This is a genomic window from Streptomyces sp. NPDC002092, from assembly GCF_053593775.1.
Window position 1 is genome coordinate 183,286 of sequence record NZ_JBSFDG010000017.1, and the last position, 25,395, is coordinate 208,680.

Sequence of the window (25,395 nt, forward strand, 5' to 3'; positions counted from 1 at the left end):
TGCAGGCGCAGTTCGCCGGAACACGGCGGACGCCGCGTCGCGCGCGTGGGGACAACTGCCGCACCAGCCTCCAGTTACCGACCGGTAGACAGCAACCTGATGACACATCATGGCGCGATCACGCTCAACTGCTGGCGGACACCAGGTCCTTGCGGCGTGCCGCCCCGTCTGCCTCCCCTCGCAACCGCACGATGACCAGGGCGGTGTCGTCGGTCGCGCCGCCCGGCGGCAGCAACTCCAGCAGGACCGCGTCGGCCAGTTGTTCGGGGTCCTCGGTGCGGTGGCGGGCGAGGGAGTCGGCGAGGCGGGCCAGGCCGGTGTCGATGTCCTCCCGTCTGCGTTCGATCAGGCCGTCGGTGTACAGGACGAGGGTGGCGCCGTCGGCGTACCGCGTGCAGGCCTCGGGTCTGGGGATCGGGTCGGGATGGGCGTCGAGCGGCGGGTCGGTGGCCTGGTCGAGGAACTCGATACGGCCGTCGGCGTGGACGAGGACCGGCGGGGGGTGCCCGGCGCTGCTGTAGGTGATGGTGTGCTCGTCGAAGTCGATGAACGTCGTGACGGCGGTGGCGGACTCGGCGCCGTCCACCACGTGCGCATAGCGGCCCAGGACGTTCAGCGCCTCGGCCGGGCCCTCGGCGACCCGGGAGGCGGCACTCAGCGCGCTGCGCAGCTGGCCCATGACCCCGGCGGCCGCGAGCCCGTGCCCCACCACGTCGCCCACCGCCACGCCGATGCGCCGGCCGCCCACCAGGTCGACCAGGTCGTACCAGTCCCCGCACACGTTGAGCGAGCCGACGGCGGGCCGGTAGCGCACGGCGGCGTGCTGGTGGCCGGCCTGCCGGCGGGCGGGCAGCATCGCCTCCTGCAGTGCGATGGCCACCTCGCGCTCGCGCGCGTGGGCCTGCCGCAGCCGCTCGTTGAGGTCCTGCAGTTCGCGGGCGCGGGTGTACAGCTCGGCCTCCAGCACGCGGGCCCGGCTGCTCCGTGGACTGCCCCTGGCCTTGATCAGCTCGGTGACCTCCTCGACGCGGTGCACCAGCAGCACCACCTTGCCGTCCGGTCCGAGCACCGGCGCGTTGACCGGGCTCCAGTAGCGCTCCTCCCACTCACCCGGCCGGTCCGGGTTCTCGACGTCGTAGCGCTGCAGGGCCATGGCGTCGCGCTCGCCGGTCTCCAGCACCCGCTGCAGCGAGGCCGCAAGGTTGCGCATTCCGGAGGCGGTGGAGTCGTTCGGGTTGTCGGGGAAGACGTCGAACAGATAGCGGCCGACCACCTGCTCGCGCGTGCGGCGGGCATTGCGCAGGAACTCCTCGTTGGCGTCGGCGTACACCAGCTCGGGTGTCAGCAGCGCCACCATTCCCGGCAGGCACTGGAACACTGCCGCGTAGTCGATCGCCCCATCGTTCATGGCTGCCGCCTCACCGCCGGGTCAACGCAATTTTCCCACGTGATGCGGCGTATGTACGGTATTGGGGAATCACGCCGGGGGATCCGTCAGGGACTGCTCGGCCCAGATGACCTTCCCCTCGGGAACGAAGCGGGTACCCCACCGCTGGGTGAACTGCGAGACCAGCAGCAGCCCGCGGCCGCCCTCGTCGGTGGTGCGCGGATGGCGCATATGGGGTGCCGTGGCGCCGCCGTCGGAGACCTCGCAGATCAGTGCGCGTTCCCTGATCAGACGGAGCCGGATGGGGCCTTCGGCGTGTCGGATGGCGTTGGTGACCAGCTCGCTGACCACGAGTTCGGTGGTGAAGGCCAGCTCCTCCAGCCCCCACTCGGCCAGCTGCCGGGCGGCTTCCTTGCGGGCGTCGGCGACGACGGCCGGGTCGGCGGGCAGGTCCCAGTCGGCGACCTGGTCGGCACCCAGCAGCCTGGTGCGGGCCATCAGCAGGGCCACGTCGTCGTCCGGGCGGTCCGGGATCAGTGCGTCGACCACGGTCCGGCAGCGCAGGTCCAGGGAGGGGGCGATCCGCTCCAGGGCCCGGCGCAGCCGCTCGCGGTCCGCGTCGACCGGCCGGTCGTCGTCCTCGCGGGCCAGCAGCCCGTCGGTGTGCAGGGCGAGCGTGCTGCCCTCGGCGAGGGCCAGCTCCACCGCCTCGAAGGGACGCCCGCCCACGCCGAGCGGCGGCCCCTGCGGGAGGTCCACGAAGCTGACGGTGCCGTCGGGCATGACGACGGCGGGCGCGGGGTGGCCCGCGGCGGCCATCGTGCACTGTCCGTCGACGGGGTCGTAGATGACGTAGACACAGCCGGACCCCGCGACCTGCAGGTCGACGTCCTCCGGAGAGCCCGGGTCGCCGCCTCCCTCACGGCCGGTCCGCGCGACCAGGTCGTCCAGGTGCGCGAGCACCTCCTCGGGCGGCAGGTCCAGCGCCGCCAGGGTGCGTACGGCGGTTCGCAGTCGCCCCATGGCCGCGGCCGCGTCGATGCCGTGCCCCGGTACCTCACCCACGACGAGGGCGACGCGGGCGCCGGACAGCGGGATGAGGTCGTACCAGTCGCCGCCGAGGCCGGTGAGCTCGTCGGCCGGCTGGTAGCAGGCGGCCACCTCCACGGCGTCCTGGTCGGGAAGCAGGCGGGGGAGCAGGCTGCGCTGCAGCACCAGCGCCGCATTGCGTTCGCGGGCGTAGCGGCGGGCGTTGTCCACGCAGACCGCGGCTCGTGAGACCAGGTCCTCGGCCAGGCTCAGGTCGTCCTCGTCGAAGGGCTCCTGACGTCGGCGCCGGAAGAACGTGGTGACGCCGAGGGTGACGCCCCGCGCGCGGATCGGCACGACCATGACGGTGTGCAGCCCCAGTTCAAGGAACGTGGCCGTGCGGTCGCCGGGCAGGTCGGTGGCCCACTCCCGGGCCAGCGGGTCGAGCCGCTCCTCGCGCCAGGACAGGCCGGTGGCCAGGCAGCGGATCGGGGGCGATCCGGGCAGATAGGTGGCCACCGCGCCGATGTCGACGACGGCTTCGGGGACCCCCGGGTTCACCGACTGGTGCCCGGCCCGCCGCAGGGGCACCGCCTCCGTCGGGCTGAGCGGTCCGGCCGGGGGCTCCGCGCCGCGCAGCACCCACTCCAGCAGGTCGACGCAGACGAAGTCGGCGCAGCCCGGCACGGCCACGTCGGCCAGCTCCTGGGCGGTCCGCACGATGTCCAGGCTGCGGCCGATCTGCTCGCCGGCCCGGTCGAGCAGGGCCAGCCGCTGCCGGGCGCGGTGCCGCTCGGTGATGTCGACGACCGTGTAGTAGACGCCCATCGGGTGGCCGTGGTCGTCCTCGAGGCGGGTGAACGACATCATGTGCGCCGTCTCCCGGAGCGGCGCGGAGCGCACATGGCCGACGTGCTCGTAGCCGACCACCGGCTGCCCGGTCTCCAGCACGCGCCGCATCTGCGTCTCGATGCCCTCGGAGTCGATGCCCGGCTGGATCTCCGCCAGCCGCCGCCCCAGCCGCTCCCCGGGGGAGCCGCCGCCGAACCGCTCCAGGGCCGCGTTCGACCAGACGCACCGCAGATTCGCGTCCACGACCGCTATGCCGACGGGCGAGCCGGTCACCATCTGCTCCAGCACCGCACGGCTCATGTCCCAGCCGCGTGCCCCGGCCATGTCGGAGAGCAGCACCAGCCAGTGCGCCCCGCCGCCCGGTCCCACCGCCGGAGTGATCCGGACCATCACCCGGACCTGGTGCCCGTCCTTGTGCCGGGCGGTCAGCAGCCCCGCCCAGCCGCCGTCCCGACGGCACCGCTCGGCCACCTCGGGCACCCGTGCGGCGTCCTCCGTGGCCAGCAGGCCCGTCACCGGAGTGCCGACCACCTCGGAGGCGGTGTAGTCCAGCAGCCGCCGGGCGTCCCGGGTCCAGCTGGTCACCAGGCCCTGGGCGTCGAGCAGCAGAGGCGCGGCATCGGCCACGTCGAACCGCTGCCGGGCAAGGTCCTGCTCCTCGTCAGTGCCCACGGCCGACCTCTCTGTCGCTGAGAGTGGTCTACCACCTCTTGTCCCCATCTTCACCCTCCGGGCAACCGGTGAGGGCGCAGAGAAAAGTGGGGGGCGGGTCCGGCCGCCCCTCCACCCCGGTCAGGTACCCAGGACCTTCTCCAGTGCCCCGAGCGCGGACTCCAGCTCCTCGCCGGTGATCGTCAGCGGCGGCGCCAGCCGAATCGTGGAGCCATGGGTGTCCTTGACCAGGACCCCCTCGCGCTGGAGGCGTTCGCTGATCTCGCGGCCGGTGCCGATGGCCGGGTCGACGTCGACGCCCGCCCACAGGCCGCGGGCGCGGAAGCCGGCGACGCCCTTGCCGACCAGGGCGGCCAGACCACCGCGCAGGACCACGCCCAGCTCGGCCGCCCGGCGCTGGTAGTCGCCCGTTTCCAGCAGCTCCACGACGGCCGTGCCGACCGCGGCCGCGAGGGGATTGCCGCCGAACGTCGAACCGTGCTCACCCGGACGCAGCACGCCGAGCACGTCCCGGCGGGCGACCACCGCGGAGACCGGGACGATGCCGCCGCCCAGCGCCTTGCCCAGCAGCAGGACGTCCGGGACGACGCCCTCGTGCTCGACGGCGAGGGTGAGTCCGGTGCGGCCGAGGCCCGACTGGATCTCGTCCGCGATGAACAGACAGCCCTTGCGGCGGGTCAGCTCGCGCACCCCGCTCAGATAGCCGTCGTCGGGGATGACGACACCCGCCTCGCCCTGGATGGGCTCGATCAGTACGGCGGCCGTGGTCTCGTCGACCGCCGCCTCCAGCGCCGCCAGGTCGTTGTACGGCACGATCCGGAAGCCCGGCGTGAAGGGGCCGAAGCCCGCCCGTGCGGTCTCGTCCGTGGAGAAGCTGACGATCGTCGTCGTACGGCCGTGGAAGTTCTCCGCCGCGACCACGATCGTCGCCCGGTCGGCGGGGACGCCCTTGACCTCGTACGCCCACTTGCGGGCCACCTTGATGCCGGACTCGACCGCCTCGGCGCCCGTGTTCATCGGCAGCACCATGTCCAGACCGGTCAGCTCGGCCAGCCGCTCGGCGAACTCGGCGAGCCTGTCGTTGTGGAAGGCGCGCGAGGTGAGCGTGAGGCGGTCCAGCTGGTCGTGGGCCGCCCGGACGAGCATCGGGTGGCGGTGGCCGAAGTTGAGGGCGGAGTAGCCGGCCAGCATGTCGAGGTAGCGGCGGCCCTCGACGTCCTCCACCCAGGTGCCCTCGGCGCGGGCGACGACCACGGGCAGCGGGTGGTAGTTGTGCGCCAGGACCGGTTCCTCGGCGCGGATCAGCTCGGCGGACGAACGCGTGGTCACGGGAGCGGTCATGAACGGATCTCCTGAGTGCAGCACTTGATGCCGCCGCCTGCCTTGCGGAACTCGGACAGGTCGACGGGCACGGGGACATAGCCGCGGTCGGCGAGAGCGGTGGCGAGGGACTCGGCCTGGGGCGCGATGAAGACGTTGCGGCCGTCGGAGACGGAGTTGAGGCCGAAGGCCAGCGCGTCGTCCAGGGTGGCGAGCACCGCGTCCGGATACAGCCGGGCCAGGACCTCGCGGCTGCCCGGGGAGAACGCCTGCGGGTAGTAGGAGACGTTGTCGTCGTCCAGGACGAACAGCGCGGTGTCCAGGTGGTAGAAGCGCGGGTCCACCAGCGTCAGGCTGATCACCGGGTGTCCGAAGAACTCCTGCACCTCGCGATGCGCCTCGCGGGTCGTACGGAACCCGGTGCCGGCCAGGACGTAGCGGCCCGTCCAGACCATGTCGCCCTCGCCCTCGCAGACGGCCTCGGGACGGTGGACGTCGAAGCCGGCCGCCTTGAACCAGGTGTCGTAGTGGGTGGACTCCGGGCGCCGCTCGGGCGCGTGGAAGAGGGAGCCGAAGACGCGGCCGTCGACGACGACCGCCGAGTTCGCGGCGAAGACCATGTCCGGGAGGCCGGGGGCCGGCTCCAGGGTGTCGACGGTGTGGCCATGGGCCCGGTAGGCGCCGATCAGCGCCTGCCACTGCTCCTGGGCCAGGTCCACGTCGACGCGGACATCGGGTTGCATCCAGGGGTTGATCGCGTACTGCACGGCGAAATGTCTGGGTTCGCAGACCAGGAAGCGCCGCCGGCGCGGCACACGGGAGTCGGACACAGAGGGGTTCCTCCGCTTCCTGCGGTGTCGAGGGTGGGTTGACACCAAGGTAGGAAGTGACGGAGTAGGGCGACAAGGAAGGAGAATTGCGTGTCCGCGCAGGAATGCTGCGTCTTGGGGCGGTTCCGCGCAGCGCCGCTGCGTGTTCGGATGTTTATTCGGGAGCTGGTTGGGTGGCGCCCGCCTCCGGGCTCTCCGGGAGCAGATGGGACAGCACCATCACGCTGATCGTCTTGCGGATGAAGGGCTCCACGCGGATGCGCTCCAGCACCTCCTCGAAGTGCTCCACGTCCCGCGCCCGTACGTGCAGCAGCGCGTCCGCGCCGCCGGTCACCGTCATCGCCGCCGTGATCTCCGGATGGTTGCGGACCACCTCTGCGAGCCGCCGCGGCGGGGCCGCGCCCTCGCAGTACACCTCGACGTACGCCTCCGTGCGCCAGCCGAGAGCCGCAGGCTGCACCGTGGCCGTGAAGCCGGTGATCACGCCTGTCTCGCGCAGCCGGTCCACCCGCCGCTTGACCGCCGTGGACGACAGCCCGACGGCCGCACCGATCTCGGCGAAGCTCGTCCTGGCGTTCGCCATCAACGCGGTGATGATCTTCCGGTCGAGCTCGTCGAAGGGGGCCGGCCTGCTGTTCATGTCGGCACTGTATCCAGCACGGACGTCCACACCACGGCACATGTCCACCCGTGCGGATTCCACCTACACTCCGGGTTCATGCTGCGCGCCCTCGCCGTCGACGACGAACGCCCCTCGCTGGAGGAACTGCTGTATCTGCTGAACGCGGACCCGCGCATCGGCAGCGCGGAGGGCGCAGGCGACGCGACCGAGGCGCTGCGCCGCATCAACCGGGCACTGCAGTCCGGTCCGGGCGGTCCCGAGGCGATCGACGTCGTCTTCCTCGACATCCACATGCCCGGCCTCGACGGACTCGACCTGGCCCGGCTGCTGACCGGCTTCGCCAAGCCGCCGCTGGTCGTGTTCGTCACCGCCCACGAGGACTTCGCCGTACAGGCCTTCGACCTCAAGGCCGTCGACTACGTCCTCAAACCGGTCCGCAAGGAACGCCTCGCGGAGGCCGTCCGCCGGGCCGCCGAACTCACCGGCAACACCCCGCGCATTCCCGTGCACGAGCCCGACCCCGACCAGATCCCGGTCGAACTCGGCGGTGTGACCCGCTTCGTCGCCGTCGACGACATCACCCACGTCGAGGCCCAGGGCGACTACGCCCGTCTGCACACCGACAGAGGCAGCCACCTCGTACGGATCCCGCTGTCCACCCTGGAGGAACGCTGGCGCTCCCGCGGCTTCGTCCGCATCCACCGCCGCCACCTGGTCGCCCTGCGCCACGTCGGCGAACTGCGCCTGGACGCGGGCACGGTGAGCGTCCTCGTAGGCGCCGAGGAACTGCAGGTCAGCCGCCGCCACGCACGCGAACTGCGGGACCTGCTGATGAGGAGGCCGTGACCGTGCCCAACCAGGATCCCGCGGAGCGCCGCGTCGTCGTCACCGGCCCGCCGCGCCGCACCCGCCGTGCCTCCGGCTACTACCGTCCGCGCACCGAGATCGACGAGCAGACCACCCTCGGCCACACCTACGTCCGCTCCCTCATGCGCACCCAACTCCGCGCCGCCCTCGCCGTGTTCGCGTTCCTCGGCCTGCTGATCGGCCCGCTGCCCCTGGTCTTCGCCGCCGCACCGGACGCCCGCCGCCTGCAGTGGGTGATCCTGGGCTTCTGCCTCTACGCCCCGATGGTCCTGCTCGCCCTGTGGTACGTCCGGCGCGCCGAGCGCAACGAACGGGACTTCGTGCGCCTGGTCGAGGACAGATGACACGAGGACGGATGAACGAGGACGGATGAACGAGGACCGATGAACTCCAGTTATGCCGTCCCCGCCGTCGCCCTCGTGGTCGTGGCGACCGTCCTGGTCGGCGCCTTCGGCCTGCGCATCTCCCGTACCACCTCCGACTTCTACGTCGCCTCCCGCACCGTCGGCCCCCGCCTCAACGCGGCCGCCATCAGCGGCGAGTACCTTTCCGCAGCCTCCTTCCTGGGCATCGCGGGCCTGGTCCTGGTCCAGGGCCCCGACATGCTCTGGTACCCGGTCGGCTACACCGCCGGCTATCTGGTCCTGCTGCTGTTCGTCGCCGCCCCACTGCGCCGCTCCGGCGCCTACACCCTGCCCGACTTCGCCGAGGCCCGGCTGGCCTCGCAGGCGGTCAGGCGGCTGGCCGGGGCGTTCGTCGTCGGCGTCGGCTGGCTGTATCTGCTGCCCCAACTCCAGGGCGCGGGGCTGACGTTGACGGTGCTGACCGGTGCGCCCGGCTCGCTCGGCGGGCTGATCGTGGCCGTCGTCGTGGTCGCCACCGTCGCCGCCGGCGGGATGCGCAGCATCACCTTCGTGCAGGCCTTCCAGTACTGGCTCAAGCTCACCGCCCTGCTGGTGCCCGGACTGTTCCTGGTCCTCGCCTGGCAGGGCGACGGCGCGCCCCGCCACGCCTTCGAGGAGCCGGCGGCCTTCCGCGAGCAGCGCGTCGTACGCGTCGACGACAGCCTCGACCTGAAACTGGACCGGCCGCTGACCGTCACCGTGACCGGCACGGTCGACGGCCGCACGCACGACGGCGGTCGGATCCGACTTCCCTCCGGCACCCACCACATCGAGCGCGGCACCCGGCTGACCTTCGCCAAGGGCACCACCGTCCCGACCGCCGACCGCGGCACCAACGGCGGCATGTCCACCTCGCTGGCCTCGAGCCGCGAGGAACGCCCGCTGTACGCCACGTACGGGCTGATCCTCGCCACCTTCCTCGGCACCATGGGCCTGCCGCACGTCGTCGTCCGCTTCTACACCAGCCCGCACGGCGTGGCCGCCCGCCGCACCACCGTCGCCGTGCTCGGACTGATCGGCGCCTTCTACCTCCTGCCGCCCCTGTACGGCGCCCTCGGCCGCCTCTACACCCCCGAACTCACCCTCACCGGCGACGCGGACGCCGCGGTCCTGCTGCTGCCCGACCGGATGATCGGCGGGGTCGGCGGCGACCTGCTGGGTGCGCTGGTGGCGGGCGGCGCCTTCGCCGCGTTCCTGTCCACGGCCTCCGGGCTGACCATGGCGGTGGCCGGAGTGCTCACCCAGGACGTCCTGCCGACGCGCGGCGTACGGCACTTCAGGCTCGGTACCGTGCTCTCCATGGCGGTGCCGCTCGCCGCCAGCGTCATCGTCGGCGGGCTTCCGGTCGCCGACGCCGTCGGGCTGGCCTTCGCGGTGTCCGCGTCGTCGTTCTGCCCACTGCTCGTCCTCGGCATCTGGTGGCGCAGGCTGACCCCGCCGGGCGCGGCCGCCGGGATGCTGGTCGGCGGTGGTTCGGCGTTCCTGGCGGTGACCGCGACGATGGCCGGCTTCCCGGGCACGGGCTCGCTGCACGCCTTACTGGCCTGGCCCGCCCTCTGGTCGGTGCCGCTGGGCTTCCTCACCATGGTGCTGGTGTCCTTGGCCACCCCGGGCCGCGTGCCGGGCGGGACCGAGGCGATCCTGGCGCGGTTCCATCTGCCGGAGGAACTGAGCACGCCGGTGAGGGCACGATGATGCGGTATCGATATGGGGCTCCGCCGCGTGTGCGGGCCGGTCGGGGCTTGTCGCGCCCCGTGCCGGTTCGGGACGCGGTACAGCACCGGAGTTTTCTTGCGGCGGAGGCGACAGCATGAACGGATTCCTCGCCGGGCTGTGCGTGGCCGTCCTGCCGCTGCTGGCCGCCGGGTTCTGGCTCGGCCGGCGCACGGCACGCCCCGAGAGCCTCGGCGGACTCGGCACCCCCGTCGAGCACGCCACCTTCCAGACCCTGCACACCGCCTCCCTCGCCGCACCCCCGCTGCGGGCCGGGCTGACGGAGGAGACCGCCCGCAAGTCCGCCCGCCGGCTGCGCACCCTCCTCGGCACGGACGCCCTGTGCCTGACGGACCAGAAGGAGGTCCTGGTCTGGGACGGCGTCGGCGGTCACCACCGTGGCGAGATCATGGAACGCCTCGCCGGACCGCTGGAGACCGGCCGCGGTGAGGCCTTCCGCCTCAAGTGCCCCGACCCGGACTGCCGGGTGCGCTGGGCGGTCGTCGCCCCGCTCACCGTCGACGACCGTGTGCACGGCGCCCTGGTCGCCTGCGCGCCCCGCGAGTCCGCCGTCCTGGTCCGGGCCGCCGGGGAGGTGGCCCGCTGGGTGAGCGTCCAGCTGGAGCTGGCCGACCTCGACCAGTCCCGCACCCGTCTGATCGAGGCCGAGATCAAGGCACTGCGCGCCCAGATCTCCCCGCACTTCATCTTCAACTCGCTCGCGGTGATAGCCAGCTTCGTCCGCACCGACCCCGAACGCGCCCGCGAACTCCTCCTGGAATTCGCCGACTTCACCCGCTACTCGTTCCGCAGGCACGGCGACTTCACCACCCTCGCCGACGAACTGCACGCCATCGACCACTACTTGGCGCTGGTGCGGGCACGCTTCGGCGACCGCCTCTCCGTCACCCTGCAGATCGCCCCCGAGGTCCTCCCGGTCGCCCTCCCCTTCCTGTGCCTGCAGCCGCTCGTCGAGAACGCCGTCAAGCACGGCCTGGAGGGCAAGACGGCGCCCGTCGGCAAGAGCCACATCAGCATCACCGCGCAGGACGCCGGCGCCGAGGCCCTGGTCGTCATCGAGGACGACGGCGCCGGAATGGACCCCGACCTGCTGCGCCGCATCCTCGCCGGCGAGGTCAGCCCCTCGGGCGGCATCGGACTGTCCAATGTCGACGACCGCCTCCGCCAGGTCTACGGCGACGACTACGGGCTCGTCATCGAGACCGCCGTGGGAGCGGGCATGAAGATCACCGCCCGGCTGCCGAAATACCAGCCGGGGGTGCACTCGGCCGGGCGGCTCAGCGAGGAATGAGCGGCACGTGGCGCGGAGGGGGCACGTGCCGCGGACGTAACACATCCCGCAGATGTGTTACGTGGAGCGGGAGGCAACCATCCCGAGGGTGAGCAGACCCAGCACGACCCAGCCGAACCACAGCCAGCCGTTGGAGCCGAGGGCCACCGTGTAGGCGGTCACCACGACCAGGCCGCCGACCGTGACCGCCCCCATCGCCTTCGTAGAACCGTCCGTAGAACCGGGCATCGCAACACCCTCCTCAGGATTCGTCCCCCTCCATGGTGCCCCCGTTCTGCTTCCGTACGGTGCAGACGACGAAATGCGTGCCCGACATCCAGGCGCCCTGGCTGCTCCAGGAACCCGAGGTGTAGACCGACGGGTCGAAGCCGTAGTCCCGCGGCGGCACGTCCTTCGCGCAGGCCGCATCCGACTGCGTACGGGCCTCGGTGAGCGTGACGTCCTTGCCCAGCCGGGTGAAACCGAGCACCTGCTCGTCGTGCGGGCCGCTGCAGGACACCAGCCGGGCGTGCCGGTCGGAGCGGGTCCGCAGGCAGTCACGGCGCTGCATGTTCGCCGTGTCGGTGAAGTCCGAGCCGACCTTGCGCCGATCGCCGAGCGGCCCGTACACCGGCCCGTGCGCGCCCAGCACCAGACAGGCGGTGCGCCGTCCCGCGGCCTCGAACCCGGACCCGGTCGGCACGACGGCCACGCTGCGGACATCCGCCAGCCGCTCCCGGATCTCCTGCGTCCGCTCCTCGCACCGGGCCGGCCCCAGCGTGCGCGCCTCGTCGGCGGACGCGGCCGGCACGAACGCCATCACCTGCCCGTCGGGGGCCTGGTCCCGGCAGGACGGGTCCGGCGTCAGCCGCGGCGCCCCCTGGAAACGGTCGCCCGGCCAGTCCGCGAGCACGCACTCCCAGGCCTTGAGCGGCGCGGAAAGCCCCACGGCCGAACCGTACGGCGAGGCCGCCCCGTCGCCACCGCTCTTCTGGTGCGCCATGGCGTACCAGACCCCGCCCAGGGCCAGCACCAGACCGAGCGAGACGGCGAGGACCGCCCGCAGCGCCCGCGGGAGCTCACGGCGACGGTGGGCGGGACCCGCAGGCCCGGCCCAGGGCGGCTGCGAACCCAGGTCGGTCTGCGCACGGGCGTAGCCCTCGGCCTGCGGTGTGACGACCCGCGACAGCGCCGCCTCCGCCTCCGGGGCGGACGGCCGCCGCCCCGGATCCTTCACCAGCAGCGCCTGCAGTACGAGGCCCAGCGCACCGGCGCGCACGGCCGGCCGCGGCTCCTCCATGACCACCGCGGTGACCTCGGCGAGATGCGACTCGCGCTCGAAGGGACCGTGGCCCTCGACTCCGTGGTAGAGCGTGCAGCCCAGCGAGAACAGGTCGGCGGCCGGGGTCGGCGGCCCGCCCGTCGCCCGTTCCGGCGCCAGATAGCCCGACGTCCCCACCAGCACGGACGCCAGCGTGTACCGCGTCTCGCCGGCGTCCGGCTGCACCGATATGCCGTAGTCGGTGAGCAGGATGCGCCCGTACGGCGCCCCGGAGCGGTCCGGCGCGAGCAGGATGTTCGCCGGTTTCACATCCCGGTGCATGACGCCCCGCTCATGCCCGGCGGTCAGCGCGTCCAGCACGGCCAGCCCGATGCGGGCGCACTCCGCGGGCGCGAGCGGACCGCGCGTCTCGACCAGCTCCTTCAGGTCGACGGCGCCCGCCACGTACTCCATGACGATCCACGGCAGCCCCTCGTGCTCCAGCACGTCGTGCACCGTCACCACATGCGGATGGCCGCGCAGCCCCGCCGCGTGACGGGCCTCCGCGCGCGCCCGCGCGACCCGGGCCTCCCGCTCGTCCCCGGTCGGGTCCGGGTCCCGGAACACGATCTCCTTGAGCGCGACCTCGCAGGCGAGTCTCTGGTCGTGGGCGAGCCACACATGGCCCATGCCACCACTGCCGAGCCGGTTCAGCAGCAGATAACGGCCGGCGATGACCCGGCCCACTCCCGACGTAGGTGATCCTGAATGCATCCGGTGACTCCCGGGTTCTGCGGAGGCGCTACGTGATCGCGGTCGAGGCGGACCCGGAGCTCGCGGGCTCACTCGTGGCAGGTGCGCTGCTCGCCGGCCCGCTGGTGGCCGGCGCACTCGTGGTCCCCGGTGGCGGGGCGCTTTGGGTGACCGGTGTGCCGGGCGGGGGCGCACTGCCGGTCACCGGCTTGCCGGGCGGTGGGGCGCTGCTGGTGACCGGGGCGCGGGTCGTGGGTGAACCGGTTGTCGTCGAAGGCGAACTGGGCGGCGCACTCGACGGGGGCGCCTTTGAACTGTGCGGCGCACTCGACGACGGCCCGGAGGACGACGACCCGGGGCTGCTGCTCGACGGCGACGGCGACGGGGACCCTGGTGACGACCGGGACGACGACGGCGAGGACGGCGGCGCTGTGGGCGGCCCCGACGTCGAGGGCGGCGGGGGAGCGGTCGCCTCGTGAGACGTCCCCAGGGACACGCTCAGCGTCACGTACGCCCCGAACCCCAACCGGCTCCCGGCCGGCGGGTCCGACGCCGTCACCCGCGCGTCGTCGGGCGGTCGCGCCGTCCCGTCGTACCCGGCCGCGAGCCCCGCGGCGGCCAGCCGTCGGCTCGCGTCCCCGAACGTCGTCCCGGTGAGCCGGGGCACGGCCCGTCCCTTGCGCGTGTCGAAGGTCCTGTCGTGCGCCCCCGTCGTGCCGACCGGCCGGTCGATGCCCAGGGCGGCCTCGCCGACGTCGACCAGAACGAGCCGCTGCATTTTCCGGGGCGCCGGCTGCACGGCCACCACCGAGGAACGCTGATATCCCCGCCACTTCTTGCTCCCGTCCCCGAACGTGACCGAAATCCTGTTCGTGTCACCCGTGAAGGGACGCAGTGGATTTCCGCACGAGCACTTCACAGCCGGAAGTCCCTGTTCATCGACGAGTACGGCGATTCCCGCCTGCAGCAGGGAGTCGAAGGGAACGGCCTTTCCCTTCTTGTAGTCGTGATTCTGCACGAGCGTGTCGTGACGCAGGAGAACTGGAGTGAGGCGGTCCAGGTATCCCGGGATCTCATCCGTGGTGATGTCCAGCGCAGTCGCCCACGCCTGCGCCTTCTGATGATTCCCGGGGTCCATGAGGAATTCCTTGAGCTGCTTGATGTCGCAGACGGTCGGCTTCCTCGTGCCCCCGTACAGACCGGGCGTGTCCCCCTGCTGCAGACTGCCCTGCACAGTCTGCGGCCGGAGGGCGGCGTCGTGACCCAGTCCGCTGCCCTCGTCGAAGAAAGGCGCGAGAGAGGGAACTCCCGCGGCCACCGCCTTCACGACGAGCAGCGGTGTACTTCGATCACAACCGCTGAGCGCCAGTACGAAAACGAGCAGGACGGCGAGCTTGCGAATCGCCGATTTCCCGGCCCCTTGCATAAATGCGTGAAGTGTCATCACCGCTCCCCCCGGCGGTTCCCCCCCATGCACTTCATGCTACTGAATACTTCCGAATGGCGAGGCCCTCAATGCCCGCGTGCGTTCAATGAGGCCAAATAGGCGTTGTATGCCTCGAGTTCCTTGTCGCCGTCACGGTCGGCGGCCCGGTCCTTGCGCGTGGCCTGCCGCTTCTCGGAGCCGTACCACTGGAACAGCAGGGCGAGCAGCACCAGCACGGAGGGGATCTCGCTGAACGCCCAGGCGATGCCGCCGGCCGCGGTCTGGTCGGAGAGCGCCTCGATGCCGAGCGAGGCGGGCGGGTTCTTGAACGTCTTCACCATCGGCGTCGACGCCATCATCAGGGCGATGCCGAAGAACGCGTGGAACGGCATGCCCGCGAACAGCTCCAGCATCCGCATCAGATAACCCGGCCGCTGCGGACCGGGGTCCACCCCGATGATCGGCCAGAAGAACACGACACCCACGGCGAGGAAGTGCACCATCATCGCGATGTGCCCGGCCTTGGAGCCCATCAGGAAGTCGAAGATCGGGGTGAAGTACAGCGCGTACAGGCTCGCGATGAACAGCGGAATGGTGAACGCGGGATGCGTGATGATCCGCATGTACCGGCTGTGCAGCAGCATCAGCAGCAGCTCGCGCGGCCCCCTGCGGCCGTTGCCGGCGGTCGGCAGGGCGCGCAGGGCGAGCGTGACGGGCGCGCCGAGCAGGATCAGGATCGGCGACAGCATGCTGATGACCATGTGCTGCACCATGTGCACGCTGAACATGACCATGCCGTAGTCGTTGAGCTTGGTGCACATCACGAGCCCGATGGTCAGCACACCGAGGACGAACGACACCGTCCGCGCCGCCGACCACTTGTCCCCGCGTCGCCGCAGCCGCAGCACGCCGTACGCGTACAGTCCGAGCCCCACCACGCAGGCCACGAGGAAGAACGGGTCCGCCGACCACTGAAGACCCCGCCCCAGCGTGAACGGCGGCAGATCCATGGTCATGCCGTGCCCGCTGTGATCCATCCAACGGCTCCTGATTCGTGGGGGTTGTGCGCTGTCTGTCCGGACCCAGAGTAGAACCGCCCCCGGTCGCTACTGCGACCGGGGGCGGACTCTTCAATTCCGTACGAGATCAAATGCGCACTACAGAACGCACTCCGCCTCGTCGTACCGCTCCGACGGAACCGTCTTCAGCGTCTCGACGGCCTCGGCCAAAGACACCATCACGATGTCGGTCCCCCGCAGCGCGGTCATCTTGCCGAACTCACCCCGGTGCACCGCCTCCACCGCGTGCCAGCCGAAGCGGGTGGCCAGCACACGGTCGTACGCCGTCGGGGTGCCGCCGCGCTGGACGTGCCCCAGGATGACCGGTCGCGCCTCCTTGCCGAGGCGTTCCTCCAGCTCGATGGAGAGCTGGCGGGCGATCCCGGCGAAGCGCTCGTGGCCGTAGATGTCCTTGCCGCCCTCGTCGAACTCCATGGATCCGGCCTTGGGCTTGGCGCCCTCCGCCGCCACCACGATCGCGAACCGCTTGCCCGCCTCGAACCGCTCGCCGACCCGCCTGGCCAACTCCTCGATGTCGAAGGGCCGTTCGGGGACGACGATGGCGTGCGCGCCCGCCGCCATGCCGGAGTGCAGTGCGATCCAGCCGGTGTGCCGGCCCATGACCTCCACGACCAGGACACGCTGGTGGGACTCGGCGGTGGTCTTCAGCCGGTCCAGGGCCTCGGTCGCGACGCCGACGGCCGTGTCGAAGCCGAAGGTGACGTCCGTGACCGCGATGTCGTTGTCGATGGTCTTCGGGACGCCGACGATCGGCAGCCCGCTGTCGTACATCAGCCGGGCCGCCTTCAGCGTGCCCTCACCGCCGATGGGGATGATCGCGTCGAGGCCGAGCTCCTCGACATGGCCCTTGGCCCGCTCCACCCCGTCGCGCAGATGCGAGGGCTGGACCCGGGAGGAGCCGAGGATGGTGCCGCCGCGGGCCAGGATGCCGCCCACCGCGTCGAGGTCGAGCTTGAGGTAGTCGCACTCCAGGAGGCCTTTCCAGCCGTCCCGGAAGCCGATGACCTCGTCGCCGTGGTCGACGACGGCGCGGTGCACGACGGACCGGATGACGGCGTTCAGGCCGGGGCAGTCGCCGCCGGACGTGAGGACACCAATGCGCATAGCCCGAAAGAACCTTCTCAACGTGGGCCGGGACCGGACCACGTCGTCCGGCACGAACCCCGCCACCCTAGCGGCAGAAGGGGGCGGGATCGCACCGTGCGTCCGCCTGCTGGACGGCCCCGCTCACCTGTGCGGACGGGGCGTCAGACGGGCTGGTGGAGCGGAGCTTGCCGCCAGGTGTCAGGCAGGCTGCTGGGCTGCCGCGATGCGCTCGTTGCGCAGGGCCTCGTACCAGCGGTCGTCGGTCGGCGGCAGCGCGTTCACATCGAGCGCCAGCTTCAGCAGCAGGTCGGCGATCAGCGGGTTGCGCGCCAGCACCGGCCCGTGCATGTACGTACCGAAGACGGTGTCGTTGAACGCGCCCTCCGTGCCGTCCCCCGTGCCGTTGCCGTTGCCCAGCTTGACCTTGGCGAACGGGCGGGCCGTCGGGCCGAGGTGGGTGACGCCCTGGTGGTTCTCGAAGCCGGTCAGCGGGGGCAGGCCGAGCCGCGGGTCGATGTCCGCGAGCACGTCACCGACGCAGCGGTCGCCCTCACCCCGTACCGAGACCACGTCCAGCAGCCCGAGGCCGGGCTCGCGCTGGCCGAGGTCGTTGATGAACTCGTGGCCGAGGATCTGGTAGCCGGCGCAGACCGAGAAGACGATCGCGCCGTTCTCCACGGCCCGGTGCAGTCCGCCGTCCCGGCGCAGCCGCTCGGCCGCGAGCCGCTGCGGACGGTCCTCGCCGCCGCCGATCAGATAGATGTCGCCGGAGGTCGGGATCGCCTGGTCGCTGCGCACGTCGAGGCGTGCCACGTCGAGGCCGCGCTGCCGGGCGCGGCGCTCCACGACGAGGACGTTGCCCTGGTCGCCGTACGTGCTGAGCAGGTCGGGGTAGATCCAGACGACCCGCAGTTGGTTGTCGCTCACAAAAGTCCCCTGTGTCAGTTGCCGACGCGGCGGCGCAGGTCCTGGAAGGCGGTGTAGTTGGCGATGACCTCGATGCGCCCCGGCGGGCTCATCTGCACCGCCTGGTCGAGGTCGTCGCAGACCTGGAAGTGCTGGTTCGCGACCTCCAGACGTACCGCGAGGTCCAGCTTCCGGTCGCCGATCACGCAGATCGGGTGGCCGGTCAGACGCGTGTAGTCGACGTCCCACAGCCACGAGGTGTCGGTGCCGTCGGCGCCGCGGGCGTTGACGGAGAGGATCACCGGGGTGGGCGGAGGATCGATCAGGCTGAACGTTTCGAGCCAGCCCGCCGGGTTCTTCGCGAGCAGCAGCCTCAGGTCGCGCTGCTGGAACTGCACCACGTCGTAGCGTCCGGCGACGGCCTGCACCTGGTACATGCGTTCCAGGGCGACCTGCGGCGGCACACCGAAGACCGCGGCCACGGCGGCGGAACTGGCCGCGTTCGCCTTGTTGGCGCGCCCGGGCAGCTGCAGATGGATGGGCCAGGCGGACCCGTGCGGGTCGAGGACGTGGTCCCCGGACAGCGCCCAGCTCGGCGTGGGCCTGCGGAAACCGCACTCACCGCAGAACCAGTCGTCGCCCGGGCGCTGCATCACACCACCGCAGGACGGGCAGGACCAGGCGTCGTCCTTCCACATCTGCCCGGCGGCGACCCAGATCACATTGGGGGAGGAGGACGCGGCCCACACGACCAGCGGGTCGTCGGCGTTGGCGACGATGACCGCCTTCGACCCGGCCAGCCCCTCGCGCCAGTTCTCCGCGAGCATGCGGGTCTCGGCGGCGCGGTCCAGCTGGTCGCGGGAGAGGTTCAGCAGCGCGATGCACTTCGGGTCGGTGTCGCGGGCGACCCCGGCGAGGTACTTCTCGTCGACCTCGATGACCCCGAACCGGGCGTCCGAGCTGCCCGCGAGGGCCGACGTGATGCCGGCCGGCATGTTGGCGCCGAGCGCGTTGGAGACGACCGGGCCCGCGGCGCGCAGCGCCTCGGCGATCAGCCGGGTGGTGGTGGTCTTGCCGTTGGTCGCAGAGACCAGGGTGACGTCCAGGTTCTGGGCGAGCCGCGCGAGGAGGTCGGGGTCGAGCTTGAGCGCCACCCGGCCACCGATCACCGAACCGCTCCCGCGCCCCGCGGCGCGCGATGCCGCCGCGACCGCCTTGCCCGCGGTCACGGCCAGCTTGGCCCGCGGCGTGAGCGGGTCCGAGTTGCCTGCCATGAGTTCTCGATCCTCCTTGCGTACGCGCCGCGCCTCTGCCTGACGGCAACGTGGTGTGGACCTCAGCCTATCGAGATCCATTCACAGTCCCGAACCGCCGTACCCTGACGGCCATGCGAAACAGCTCCATTCCGGGCGCCCGAGGGCGCGTCCGGCCGCTCACCCTGCTCGGGGACCCGGTCCTGCACACCCCGTGCGAGGAGGTCACCGACTTCGGCCCCGGACTCGCAGCCCTCGTGGAGAACCTGTTCGCGACGATGTACGCGGCGCAGGGCGTCGGTCTGGCAGCGAACCAGATCGGTGAACCCTTGCGCGTATTCGTGTACGACTGCCCCGACGACGAGGACGTCCGCCACGTCGGCCACGTGGTGAACCCCCGACTCGTCGAGAAGGACGGCGTGGTCGTGCGCGGCCCGGAGGGCTGCTTGTCCCTGCCGGGCCTGGAGGCAGGGACGGAGCGCTACGACCACGCGGTGGTCAGGGGCTTCACGGTGACCGGAGAGCCGGTCACCGTCCATGGGACCGGGTTCTTCGCCCGCTGCCTGCAGCACGAGTGCGACCACTTGGAGGGCACGGTGTACGCGGACCACTTGACGGGCCGGCGCCACCGCAAGCTGATGCGCCAGGTGACGCGAGCGTCGTGGCGCCGGTGAGTGCAAGCTGTCAGAGGCGCGGGGAACTGCGCGATCAACCCCCACCGGCCCGCAGACGGAAAACAACCGTCAGAACCCCGGACCACCTATCTTGTCCCCGGCCGCAGCCAGCCGCCCCCACAACAGATCGGCAAGACTCCGCACCAACTCGGCCCGAGAGCAAGGCCGTTCCCCCAGCCACCAGTCCCCGGCGGCATGCATCATGCCGACTATCCCGTGCCCCCACACCCGAGCCAGCTGCTGCCCGCCGGGCCCGAGATCCAGCCGGTCCTCGATGACCTGCGCCAACTCCTCGCCCATACGCCGAAGCAGCGGAATCGAATGCTTTCCGACGTCGAAACCCTGCTCCCCGCCGGGGCTGCCCTCCGCCGGATGCATCAGGAACCGGTACACCTGCGGACGTGCCTCGATCGCCGCGAGATAGGTGTCGAGGGTGGCCTCGACCCGCTCCCGCCGGTCCGCCGGGGCGTCCAGCGCCGCCCGGAGCGAGTTCAGCAGCGCGTCGGTGTGCCGTTTGGCCAGCGCGGCGTACAGTCCGCTCTTGTCGCCGAAGTGCCGGTACAGGATCGGCTTGGTGATGCCGGCCTCGGCGGCGATGGCGTTCATCGAGGCCTGCGGTCCGTCGCGCAGCACCACTCTGTCGGCGGCCTCCAGCAGCTCGCGCCGACGTCGGTCGGCGGACCGCTGCTGCTCGGTCCGCTGCGTGGTGTCCATGAGCTCTCCCCACCCGTGCTTATTCGGTGACGCCTGCGCAAACTAACACTCAACATGGCCCCTGCATCGAACGGGCTGCCGACCCGTCCCGACTGTCATCAGGAGTTGACTTTTCCTACCCGCGAGTAACACACTGGAGTTACCGCTAGTAACATGCAAGAGCACCGCCGCCGCTGGAGGGGACATGGCCGAGTTCACCATGGAGCTCAACGACGAACAGAAGGAGGTCCGGGACTGGCTGCACGGCTTCGCCGCCGACGTCATCCGCCCGGCGGCCGCCGAATGGGACGAGCGTGAGGAGACTCCCTGGCCGGTCATCCAGGAGGCCGCGAAGGTTGGCATCTACTCCCTCGACTTCTACGCCCAGCAGTACTTCGACCCCACCGGCCTGGGCATTCCGATGGCCATGGAGGAGCTGTTCTGGGGCGACGCGGGCATCGCCCTGTCGATCGTAGGCACCGGACTCGCCGCCGTGGGCGTTCTCGCCAACGGAACCGAGGAACAGATCGGCACGTGGATCCCGCAGATGTACGGCGACGCGAACGATGTCAAGGTCGCCGCGTTCTGCTCCTCCGAGCCCGACGCCGGTTCCGACGTGGCCTCCATGCGCACGCGTGCCGTGTACGACGAGGCCAAGGACGAGTGGGTGCTCAACGGCACCAAGACCTGGGCCACCAACGGCGGTATCGCCAACGTCCACGTCGTGGTCGCTGTCGTCGACCCGGAACTCGGCTCCAAGGGCCACGCCTCCTTCATCGTCCCGCCGAACACGCCGGGCCTGTCCCAGGGGCAGAAGTTCAAGAAGCACGGCATCCGCGCCTCGCACACCGCCGAGGTCGTCCTGGAGAACGTCCGGGTGCCCGGCTCCTGCCTGCTCGGCGGCAAGGAGAAGCTCGACGAGCGCCTCGCCCGGGCCCGGGAGCGGGCCAAGGCGGGCGGCGAGCGCGTGAAGAACGCGGCGATGGCCACGTTCGAGGCGTCCCGCCCTGCGGTCGGTGCTATGGCGGTCGGCACGGCCCGCGCCGCGTACGAGGTGGCCCTCGACTACGCGAAGACCCGCTCGCAGTTCGGCCGCCCGATCATCGACAACCAGGGTGTCGCCTTCCAGCTCGCGGACATGCGCACCTCCATCGATGCCGCTCGGCTGCTGGTGTGGCGTGCCTCGTGGATGGCGGTCAACGGCAAGCAGTTCACGGCCGCCGAGGGGTCCATGTCGAAGCTGTTCGCCAGCGAGACCGCGAAGAAGGTCACCGCGCAGGCGGTGCAGATTCTTGGTGGGAACGGCTATACGCGGGAGTACCCGGTGGAACGGATGCATCGGGATGCTGCGATTTACACGATCTTTGAGGGGACGAGTGAGATTCAGCGGCTGGTGATTGCTCGGACGTTGTCGGGGATGTCCATTCGGTAGTACGCGGGCTGCGGGTGTGTGGGGGCTTGTCGCGCCCACGCGGCGGAGCCGCAAATCGATACAGCCCCGCGCCCCTGCCGGGGCGCCTCTCTCACCGGTGTTTCAGAGGTGTGAGTTGCTCGATGTCGTAGCGGCGCCGTAGATCCTCGATTGCCTGGTGGTCCGGGGGGCCGCCGCCGCCCAGGATCTCCAGCAACTCCTCGAAGTAGCGCTCGTGGTCCGGCGGCGGGGACGCCTGGAAGAACATCTTTGCCGGGGTGTCCGTCGGGTTGGCGAAGGCGTGGGGGCAGCCCGGGGGTACGACGATGACCGTGCCGGGGGTCGCCCGGACCACGCGGCTGCCCGAACTCGACTCCCAGTGCTGCCAGTTGTCGGGGGTCCGTATGCGTGGCTCGAAGGCGAGGACGTCCAGTTCGCCTTCGAGTACGTAGAACAACTCCTCGCTGCGCGTGTGCACATGGGCGCCCACGTCGAAGCCGGGCGGTACCTCCACCTCGAAGGTGGACGCCGTGCGCGAGTGCGTGCCGGTCACCTTGAACGTCACACGCTGCGCCGGGGTCTCCACGACCCGGCCGTGGCCCGGCGGTACCAGCAGGCCCTCCGTCGCCGTCACCGGCTGCTCACCATGTGACCGGCAGTGCTTCGGGACCGCGGATCAACGCCCCCTTCTTGAAGGGCACTTCGCCGGGCGGCACGGCGAGCTTCAGGCCCGGAACCCGGTCCAGCAGCGCGTCCACGAGCAGCTGCGACTCCAGCCGGGCCAGCATGCCGCCCGGGCAGTAGTGCGGGCCGAAGCCGAAGGACACATGGGGGTTCGGGGCGCGGGTGAAGTCGATCGTCTCCGGGTCCGGGAAGACGTCCGGATCGCGGTTGGCGGCCAGGTAGGAGACATAGATCGGGTCGCCCGCGCGGATCCGTACACCTCTGATCTCCACGTCCTGCATCGCGATGCGCGAGAGACCGACCGCGTTGCGGTGCGGGATGTAGCGCAGCAGCTCGTCGATGGCCTGCGGACGGATCTCCGGCTCCGCACGCAGCCGCTCGGCCAGATCCGGGCGGGTCAGCAGCAGGTAGAACATCTGGCCGCTGTTGTTGGTCACCGCCTCGCCGCCGATCTGCAGGAGCACGGCAAGACCCACGGCCTCCTCCAGGGTGATCTCCTCGCGGCCGACGGCGGCACCGAGCAGGGACGTCACGTCCTCGCCCGAGCTGCCCTCCCGGAGTCCGATGAGATCGGCGAAGTAGGCGCCCATCTCGTTCTTGGCCTTCTCGCTGACCTTCGCGCCGTGCGAGGAGGACAGGATCAGCTGGGTCCAGGTGTGCATGCCGTGCCGGTCGGCGGCCGGGACGCCCATCAGCTCGCAGATCACCGCGATGGGGAAGGGGCTGAGGACGGTCGCGGTGAGATCCGCCGGCGGGCCGTCCTGCAACAGCTCGTCGACCAGTTCGTCCAGCAGCCGCCGCGACCGCTCGCGCACCCGTTCCACGCCTTTCGCCGTGAACGCGGCGGCCACCGAGCGGCGCAGCCGGGTGTGGTCCGGCGGATCGAGGAAACCGACCGCGCCGCGCTGCGGGATGAAGTGCGGGGCGAGCCGGGTGACCGGCTGGTCCATCACCGCCTCACGGCTGAAGCGGGGGTCGTTGGTCACCATGCGCACGTCGTCGTAGCGCGTGACCAGCCAGGCCCAGCCCTCGCCGTTGGGCAGCTGGATGCGGGTGACGGGGCCCTCACGCATCAGCTCGGCCAGCACCGGGTCGAAGTCGACGCCGGTCAGGTCGAGGGCCGGCCAGTGCCGGATCGGGGGGAGGGTCTCGGTGAGGGTTTCTTCAGTCATGCCGTACTCATGCCGTCCTGTCGTCGGGGCTGTGCCAGTGGCCCAGCGCCATCTCCGCGGTGATGCCGGGCCCGAAGCCGGCCAGCAGCCCGCGCGCCCGGTGCTTCGCTCCGCCCTCGTCGAACATCCGGCGCAGCGCGTCCAGGACGACGGCGCTGGCGATGTTGCCGTACTCGGTGAGGGTGGCCCGGCTGAACCGGAACGCGTGCGGATCGACCTGCAGAAACTTGCTGAGGTCGTCGAGAATGCGCGGGCCGCCGGCGTGAATGATGTAGAAGTCCAGGTCGGAGGCGTCCCAGCCGTGCAGGCCTGCCAGTTCCTGCAGCGCCGGCGCGAGCGGTTCCATCGTGCCCGGCACCCGCTTGTCCAGCAGGAAGTGGAATCCGGTGGCCCGGACGTCGTACATGATCCACTCCTCGGTCTTGGGGATCAGGTACGAGCCGTTGCGCACCAGCTCTATGCCCTCGCCGCCCTGTCCGCGCACCACCGCGGCGGCGATTCCGTCGCCGAACAGGCCGTTGGAGAGCAGGGATCCGACGCCCAGGTCGGTGGGCTGGTAGCACAGCGAGCAGAACTCGCAGGCCACGATCAGCGCGTTGGCGTCGGGGTAGGCGGAACAGAAGTCGTGCGCCCGGTTGATCGCGGCTCCGCCGGCCGCACAACCGAGCTGGGCTATGGGTATCTGGCGGGTGGTGCTGTCGAAGCCCATCTCGTTGATCAGCCAGGCCGTGAGCGAGGGCATCATGAAGCCCGTGCACGACACGTAGATGATCACGTCGATGTCCTTGGTGAGCAGCTCCGCGTCGTCGAGCGCCCGCTGTATGACGGTGGGGACCCGGGCCTTCGCCTCGGCCTGGTAGACCTTGTTGCGCTCCTCGAAACCGGGATGCTTCAGCGTCTCTTCGATCGGCTGCACGATGTGCCGGGTGCGAACACCGGTGTTCGCGATCAGCCGGAGGGCCAGCGGCAGTTGTGGATGGTCGGCGTGGCGGGAGCGCGCGAGCTCCAGCGTCTCCTCCATCGTGATCACGTGCTCTGGGACGGACACCGAGGGTCTGCACAAAGTCGCCATGAACCGTCCTGCTTTCGCCGTCCGGAAGGCTTTCGGCCCCCGGGTCGAAAAGGGTTCACCTCTGGGGGTGGTTCACCCACGATCACCCGACGAGGCGACGATCTCGCGCCGGACTACTCCGTATCGGGGACCCCGTGCCAAGGTCGAGGCAGGAGCCCCGCATCGGATCCCCATGGAGGACGCAATGACGCGTACGGCCACGGAACTGCTGGAGACGACCACCGCGAAGCTCGCCCCGGACCCGCAGGCCAACCCGCTCGTTCCCCTCATCGCCCGGGGCGAGGCCTCCCGTGACACACTCGCCACGCTGGCACTGGAACAGCGCTGGGTGATCCCGGCGGACCGCCGGGCGTTCCTCCATCTGGCGCAACGCGCCACGGAGGAACCGGAGGCCGCCGCGTTCTTCGAGATGCTCGCCGACGGCGAGGCGCTGGCAGCCGAACGGCTGCAGCCGTTCGCGCGGGCATGCGGCATCGACGAGGCAAGGACCCTCGCCTACGAGCCGCTGCCGGGCTGCCAGGCCTATCCCTCCTACGTCGCCTGGCTCGCCCTCAACGCCTCCCCGACCGACGCGGTCCTGGCCATCACCGCCAACTTCTCGGCGTGGGGCGGCTATTGCGCAACCATCGCCGAGTCCCTACGCGTCAATTACGGCTTCACAGACGAGTCCTGCGCGTTCTTCGACTTCTTCGCCCAGCCGGCCCCCGAACTGGACCAGAGGGCCACGGCGGCAGTGCAGGCGGGCCTGGACTCGGGGTTCCTGAATGTGGAGCTCGCACACAGCTACGGCCGCCCGCTCCAAAGCTACGAGTCACTGTTCTGGTCAACGCTGCTGCAACTGGCCTAGTGAGCCGGTCTTGAGTTCACCTCTCGCCACGTGAGGTGCGGTTCGTTTCAGATTGCGGCGTGGGCGGTGACGGAAACTGTCGGCTGCGGTC

Annotated in this window: 22 protein-coding genes and 2 pseudogenes; 8 read left to right on the forward strand and 16 right to left on the reverse strand. The window is 70.8% G+C overall.

Features of this window, described 5'->3' with window-relative positions; all coding sequences use genetic code 11:
- Positions 1-124 precede the first annotated feature (124 nt).
- The 5 genes from ACWCRD_RS34440 to ACWCRD_RS34460 form a co-directional block, all read right to left on the reverse strand.
- Entirely contained in the window at positions 125-1,408 is a 1,284-nt protein-coding gene (locus tag ACWCRD_RS34440) for a PP2C family protein-serine/threonine phosphatase (protein WP_450969648.1), read from the reverse strand.
- Positions 1,409-1,477: 69 nt separating this feature from the next.
- A complete protein-coding gene (locus tag ACWCRD_RS34445; protein ID WP_450969649.1) occupies positions 1,478-3,940 on the reverse strand; it encodes a SpoIIE family protein phosphatase in 2,463 nt (820 codons plus the stop codon).
- Positions 3,941-4,060: 120 nt separating this feature from the next.
- A complete protein-coding gene (rocD, locus tag ACWCRD_RS34450) occupies positions 4,061-5,281 on the reverse strand; it encodes an ornithine--oxo-acid transaminase (RefSeq protein ID WP_450969650.1) in 1,221 nt (406 codons plus the stop codon).
- Entirely contained in the window at positions 5,278-6,090 is an 813-nt protein-coding gene (ddaH, locus tag ACWCRD_RS34455; RefSeq protein WP_450969651.1) for a dimethylargininase, read from the reverse strand. The genes rocD and ddaH overlap by 4 nt, the downstream gene beginning before the upstream one ends.
- Before the next feature lie 154 nt (positions 6,091-6,244).
- Complete coding sequence (locus tag ACWCRD_RS34460) at positions 6,245-6,730, reverse strand: Lrp/AsnC family transcriptional regulator (RefSeq protein ID WP_115914107.1); 486 nt, start codon at positions 6,728-6,730, stop codon at positions 6,245-6,247.
- A 78-nt stretch (positions 6,731-6,808) separates the two neighbouring features.
- Between ACWCRD_RS34460 and ACWCRD_RS34465 the strand changes: the two genes are divergently transcribed.
- From ACWCRD_RS34465 to ACWCRD_RS34480, 4 genes are all read left to right on the forward strand, one after another.
- Positions 6,809-7,558, forward strand: coding sequence for a LytTR family transcriptional regulator DNA-binding domain-containing protein (locus ACWCRD_RS34465; protein ID WP_115914108.1), 750 nt, complete (start codon positions 6,809-6,811; stop codon positions 7,556-7,558).
- 2 nt (positions 7,559-7,560) lie between these two features.
- Complete coding sequence (locus ACWCRD_RS34470) at positions 7,561-7,923, forward strand: hypothetical protein (RefSeq protein ID WP_450969652.1); 363 nt, start codon at positions 7,561-7,563, stop codon at positions 7,921-7,923.
- A 39-nt stretch (positions 7,924-7,962) separates the two neighbouring features.
- Complete coding sequence (locus tag ACWCRD_RS34475; RefSeq protein WP_450969653.1) at positions 7,963-9,678, forward strand: sodium/solute symporter; 1,716 nt, start codon at positions 7,963-7,965, stop codon at positions 9,676-9,678.
- A gap of 115 nt (positions 9,679-9,793) precedes the next feature.
- A complete protein-coding gene (locus tag ACWCRD_RS34480; protein WP_450969654.1) occupies positions 9,794-11,008 on the forward strand; it encodes a sensor histidine kinase in 1,215 nt (404 codons plus the stop codon).
- Between the two features lie 57 nt (positions 11,009-11,065).
- Here ACWCRD_RS34480 and ACWCRD_RS34485 read toward each other — a convergent pair whose 3' ends face one another.
- Both ACWCRD_RS34485 and ACWCRD_RS34490 read right to left on the reverse strand, forming a co-directional pair.
- Positions 11,066-11,236 carry a hypothetical protein gene (locus ACWCRD_RS34485; protein WP_450969655.1) on the reverse strand — a complete coding sequence of 57 codons (171 nt, stop codon included), beginning with the start codon at positions 11,234-11,236 and terminating at the stop codon, positions 11,066-11,068.
- Positions 11,237-11,249: 13 nt separating this feature from the next.
- Complete coding sequence (locus ACWCRD_RS34490; protein ID WP_450969656.1) at positions 11,250-13,022, reverse strand: protein kinase domain-containing protein; 1,773 nt, start codon at positions 13,020-13,022, stop codon at positions 11,250-11,252.
- Positions 13,023-13,054: 32 nt separating this feature from the next.
- Between ACWCRD_RS34490 and ACWCRD_RS34495 the strand changes: the two genes are divergently transcribed.
- On the forward strand, positions 13,055-13,480 hold the full coding sequence (locus ACWCRD_RS34495; protein ID WP_450969675.1) for a hypothetical protein: 426 nt from the start codon (positions 13,055-13,057) through the stop codon (positions 13,478-13,480).
- A gap of 23 nt (positions 13,481-13,503) precedes the next feature.
- Here the strand turns inward: ACWCRD_RS34495 and ACWCRD_RS34500 are convergent.
- From ACWCRD_RS34500 to ACWCRD_RS34520, 5 genes and pseudogenes are all read right to left on the reverse strand, one after another.
- Positions 13,504-14,445 (reverse strand): annotated as a pseudogene (locus ACWCRD_RS34500) (DUF6777 domain-containing protein); the annotation flags it as partial.
- Between the two features lie 68 nt (positions 14,446-14,513).
- Positions 14,514-15,464, reverse strand: coding sequence for a cytochrome c oxidase assembly protein (locus tag ACWCRD_RS34505; protein ID WP_450969657.1), 951 nt, complete (start codon positions 15,462-15,464; stop codon positions 14,514-14,516).
- Between the two features lie 120 nt (positions 15,465-15,584).
- Complete coding sequence (locus tag ACWCRD_RS34510; RefSeq protein ID WP_450969658.1) at positions 15,585-16,610, reverse strand: 6-phosphofructokinase; 1,026 nt, start codon at positions 16,608-16,610, stop codon at positions 15,585-15,587.
- A gap of 180 nt (positions 16,611-16,790) precedes the next feature.
- On the reverse strand, positions 16,791-17,519 hold the full coding sequence (locus ACWCRD_RS34515; protein ID WP_398952470.1) for a type 1 glutamine amidotransferase: 729 nt from the start codon (positions 17,517-17,519) through the stop codon (positions 16,791-16,793).
- Between the two features lie 14 nt (positions 17,520-17,533).
- Entirely contained in the window at positions 17,534-18,772 is a 1,239-nt protein-coding gene (locus tag ACWCRD_RS34520; protein WP_030928265.1) for a MurT ligase domain-containing protein, read from the reverse strand.
- 113 nt (positions 18,773-18,885) lie between these two features.
- Between ACWCRD_RS34520 and def the strand changes: the two genes are divergently transcribed.
- Positions 18,886-19,425 (forward strand): peptide deformylase, encoded by a 540-nt coding sequence (gene def / locus ACWCRD_RS34525; protein ID WP_450969659.1) that lies wholly within the window; start codon positions 18,886-18,888, stop codon positions 19,423-19,425.
- 69 nt (positions 19,426-19,494) lie between these two features.
- Here def and ACWCRD_RS34530 read toward each other — a convergent pair whose 3' ends face one another.
- Positions 19,495-20,139 carry a TetR family transcriptional regulator gene (locus ACWCRD_RS34530; RefSeq protein ID WP_099927154.1) on the reverse strand — a complete coding sequence of 215 codons (645 nt, stop codon included), beginning with the start codon at positions 20,137-20,139 and terminating at the stop codon, positions 19,495-19,497.
- Between the two features lie 184 nt (positions 20,140-20,323).
- Here ACWCRD_RS34530 and ACWCRD_RS34535 point away from each other — a divergent pair, with 184 nt between their 5' ends.
- A complete protein-coding gene (locus ACWCRD_RS34535; protein WP_450969660.1) occupies positions 20,324-21,550 on the forward strand; it encodes an acyl-CoA dehydrogenase family protein in 1,227 nt (408 codons plus the stop codon).
- Between the two features lie 91 nt (positions 21,551-21,641).
- On the opposite strand, the gene ACWCRD_RS34540 is transcribed toward ACWCRD_RS34535, so the two are convergent.
- From ACWCRD_RS34540 to ACWCRD_RS34550, 3 genes and pseudogenes are all read right to left on the reverse strand, one after another.
- Positions 21,642-22,163 (reverse strand): cupin domain-containing protein, encoded by a 522-nt coding sequence (locus ACWCRD_RS34540; RefSeq protein ID WP_450969661.1) that lies wholly within the window; start codon positions 22,161-22,163, stop codon positions 21,642-21,644.
- 7 nt (positions 22,164-22,170) lie between these two features.
- A complete protein-coding gene (locus tag ACWCRD_RS34545; RefSeq protein ID WP_450969662.1) occupies positions 22,171-23,385 on the reverse strand; it encodes a cytochrome P450 in 1,215 nt (404 codons plus the stop codon).
- A 7-nt stretch (positions 23,386-23,392) separates the two neighbouring features.
- Positions 23,393-24,469, reverse strand: a pseudogene (locus ACWCRD_RS34550) (type III polyketide synthase); the annotation flags it as partial.
- 172 nt (positions 24,470-24,641) lie between these two features.
- Between ACWCRD_RS34550 and ACWCRD_RS34555 the strand changes: the two are divergent.
- Positions 24,642-25,304: a thiaminase II/PqqC family protein gene (locus ACWCRD_RS34555; RefSeq protein WP_450969663.1), complete on the forward strand. Its 663-nt coding sequence runs from the start codon at positions 24,642-24,644 to the stop codon at positions 25,302-25,304.
- Positions 25,305-25,395 lie beyond the last annotated feature (91 nt).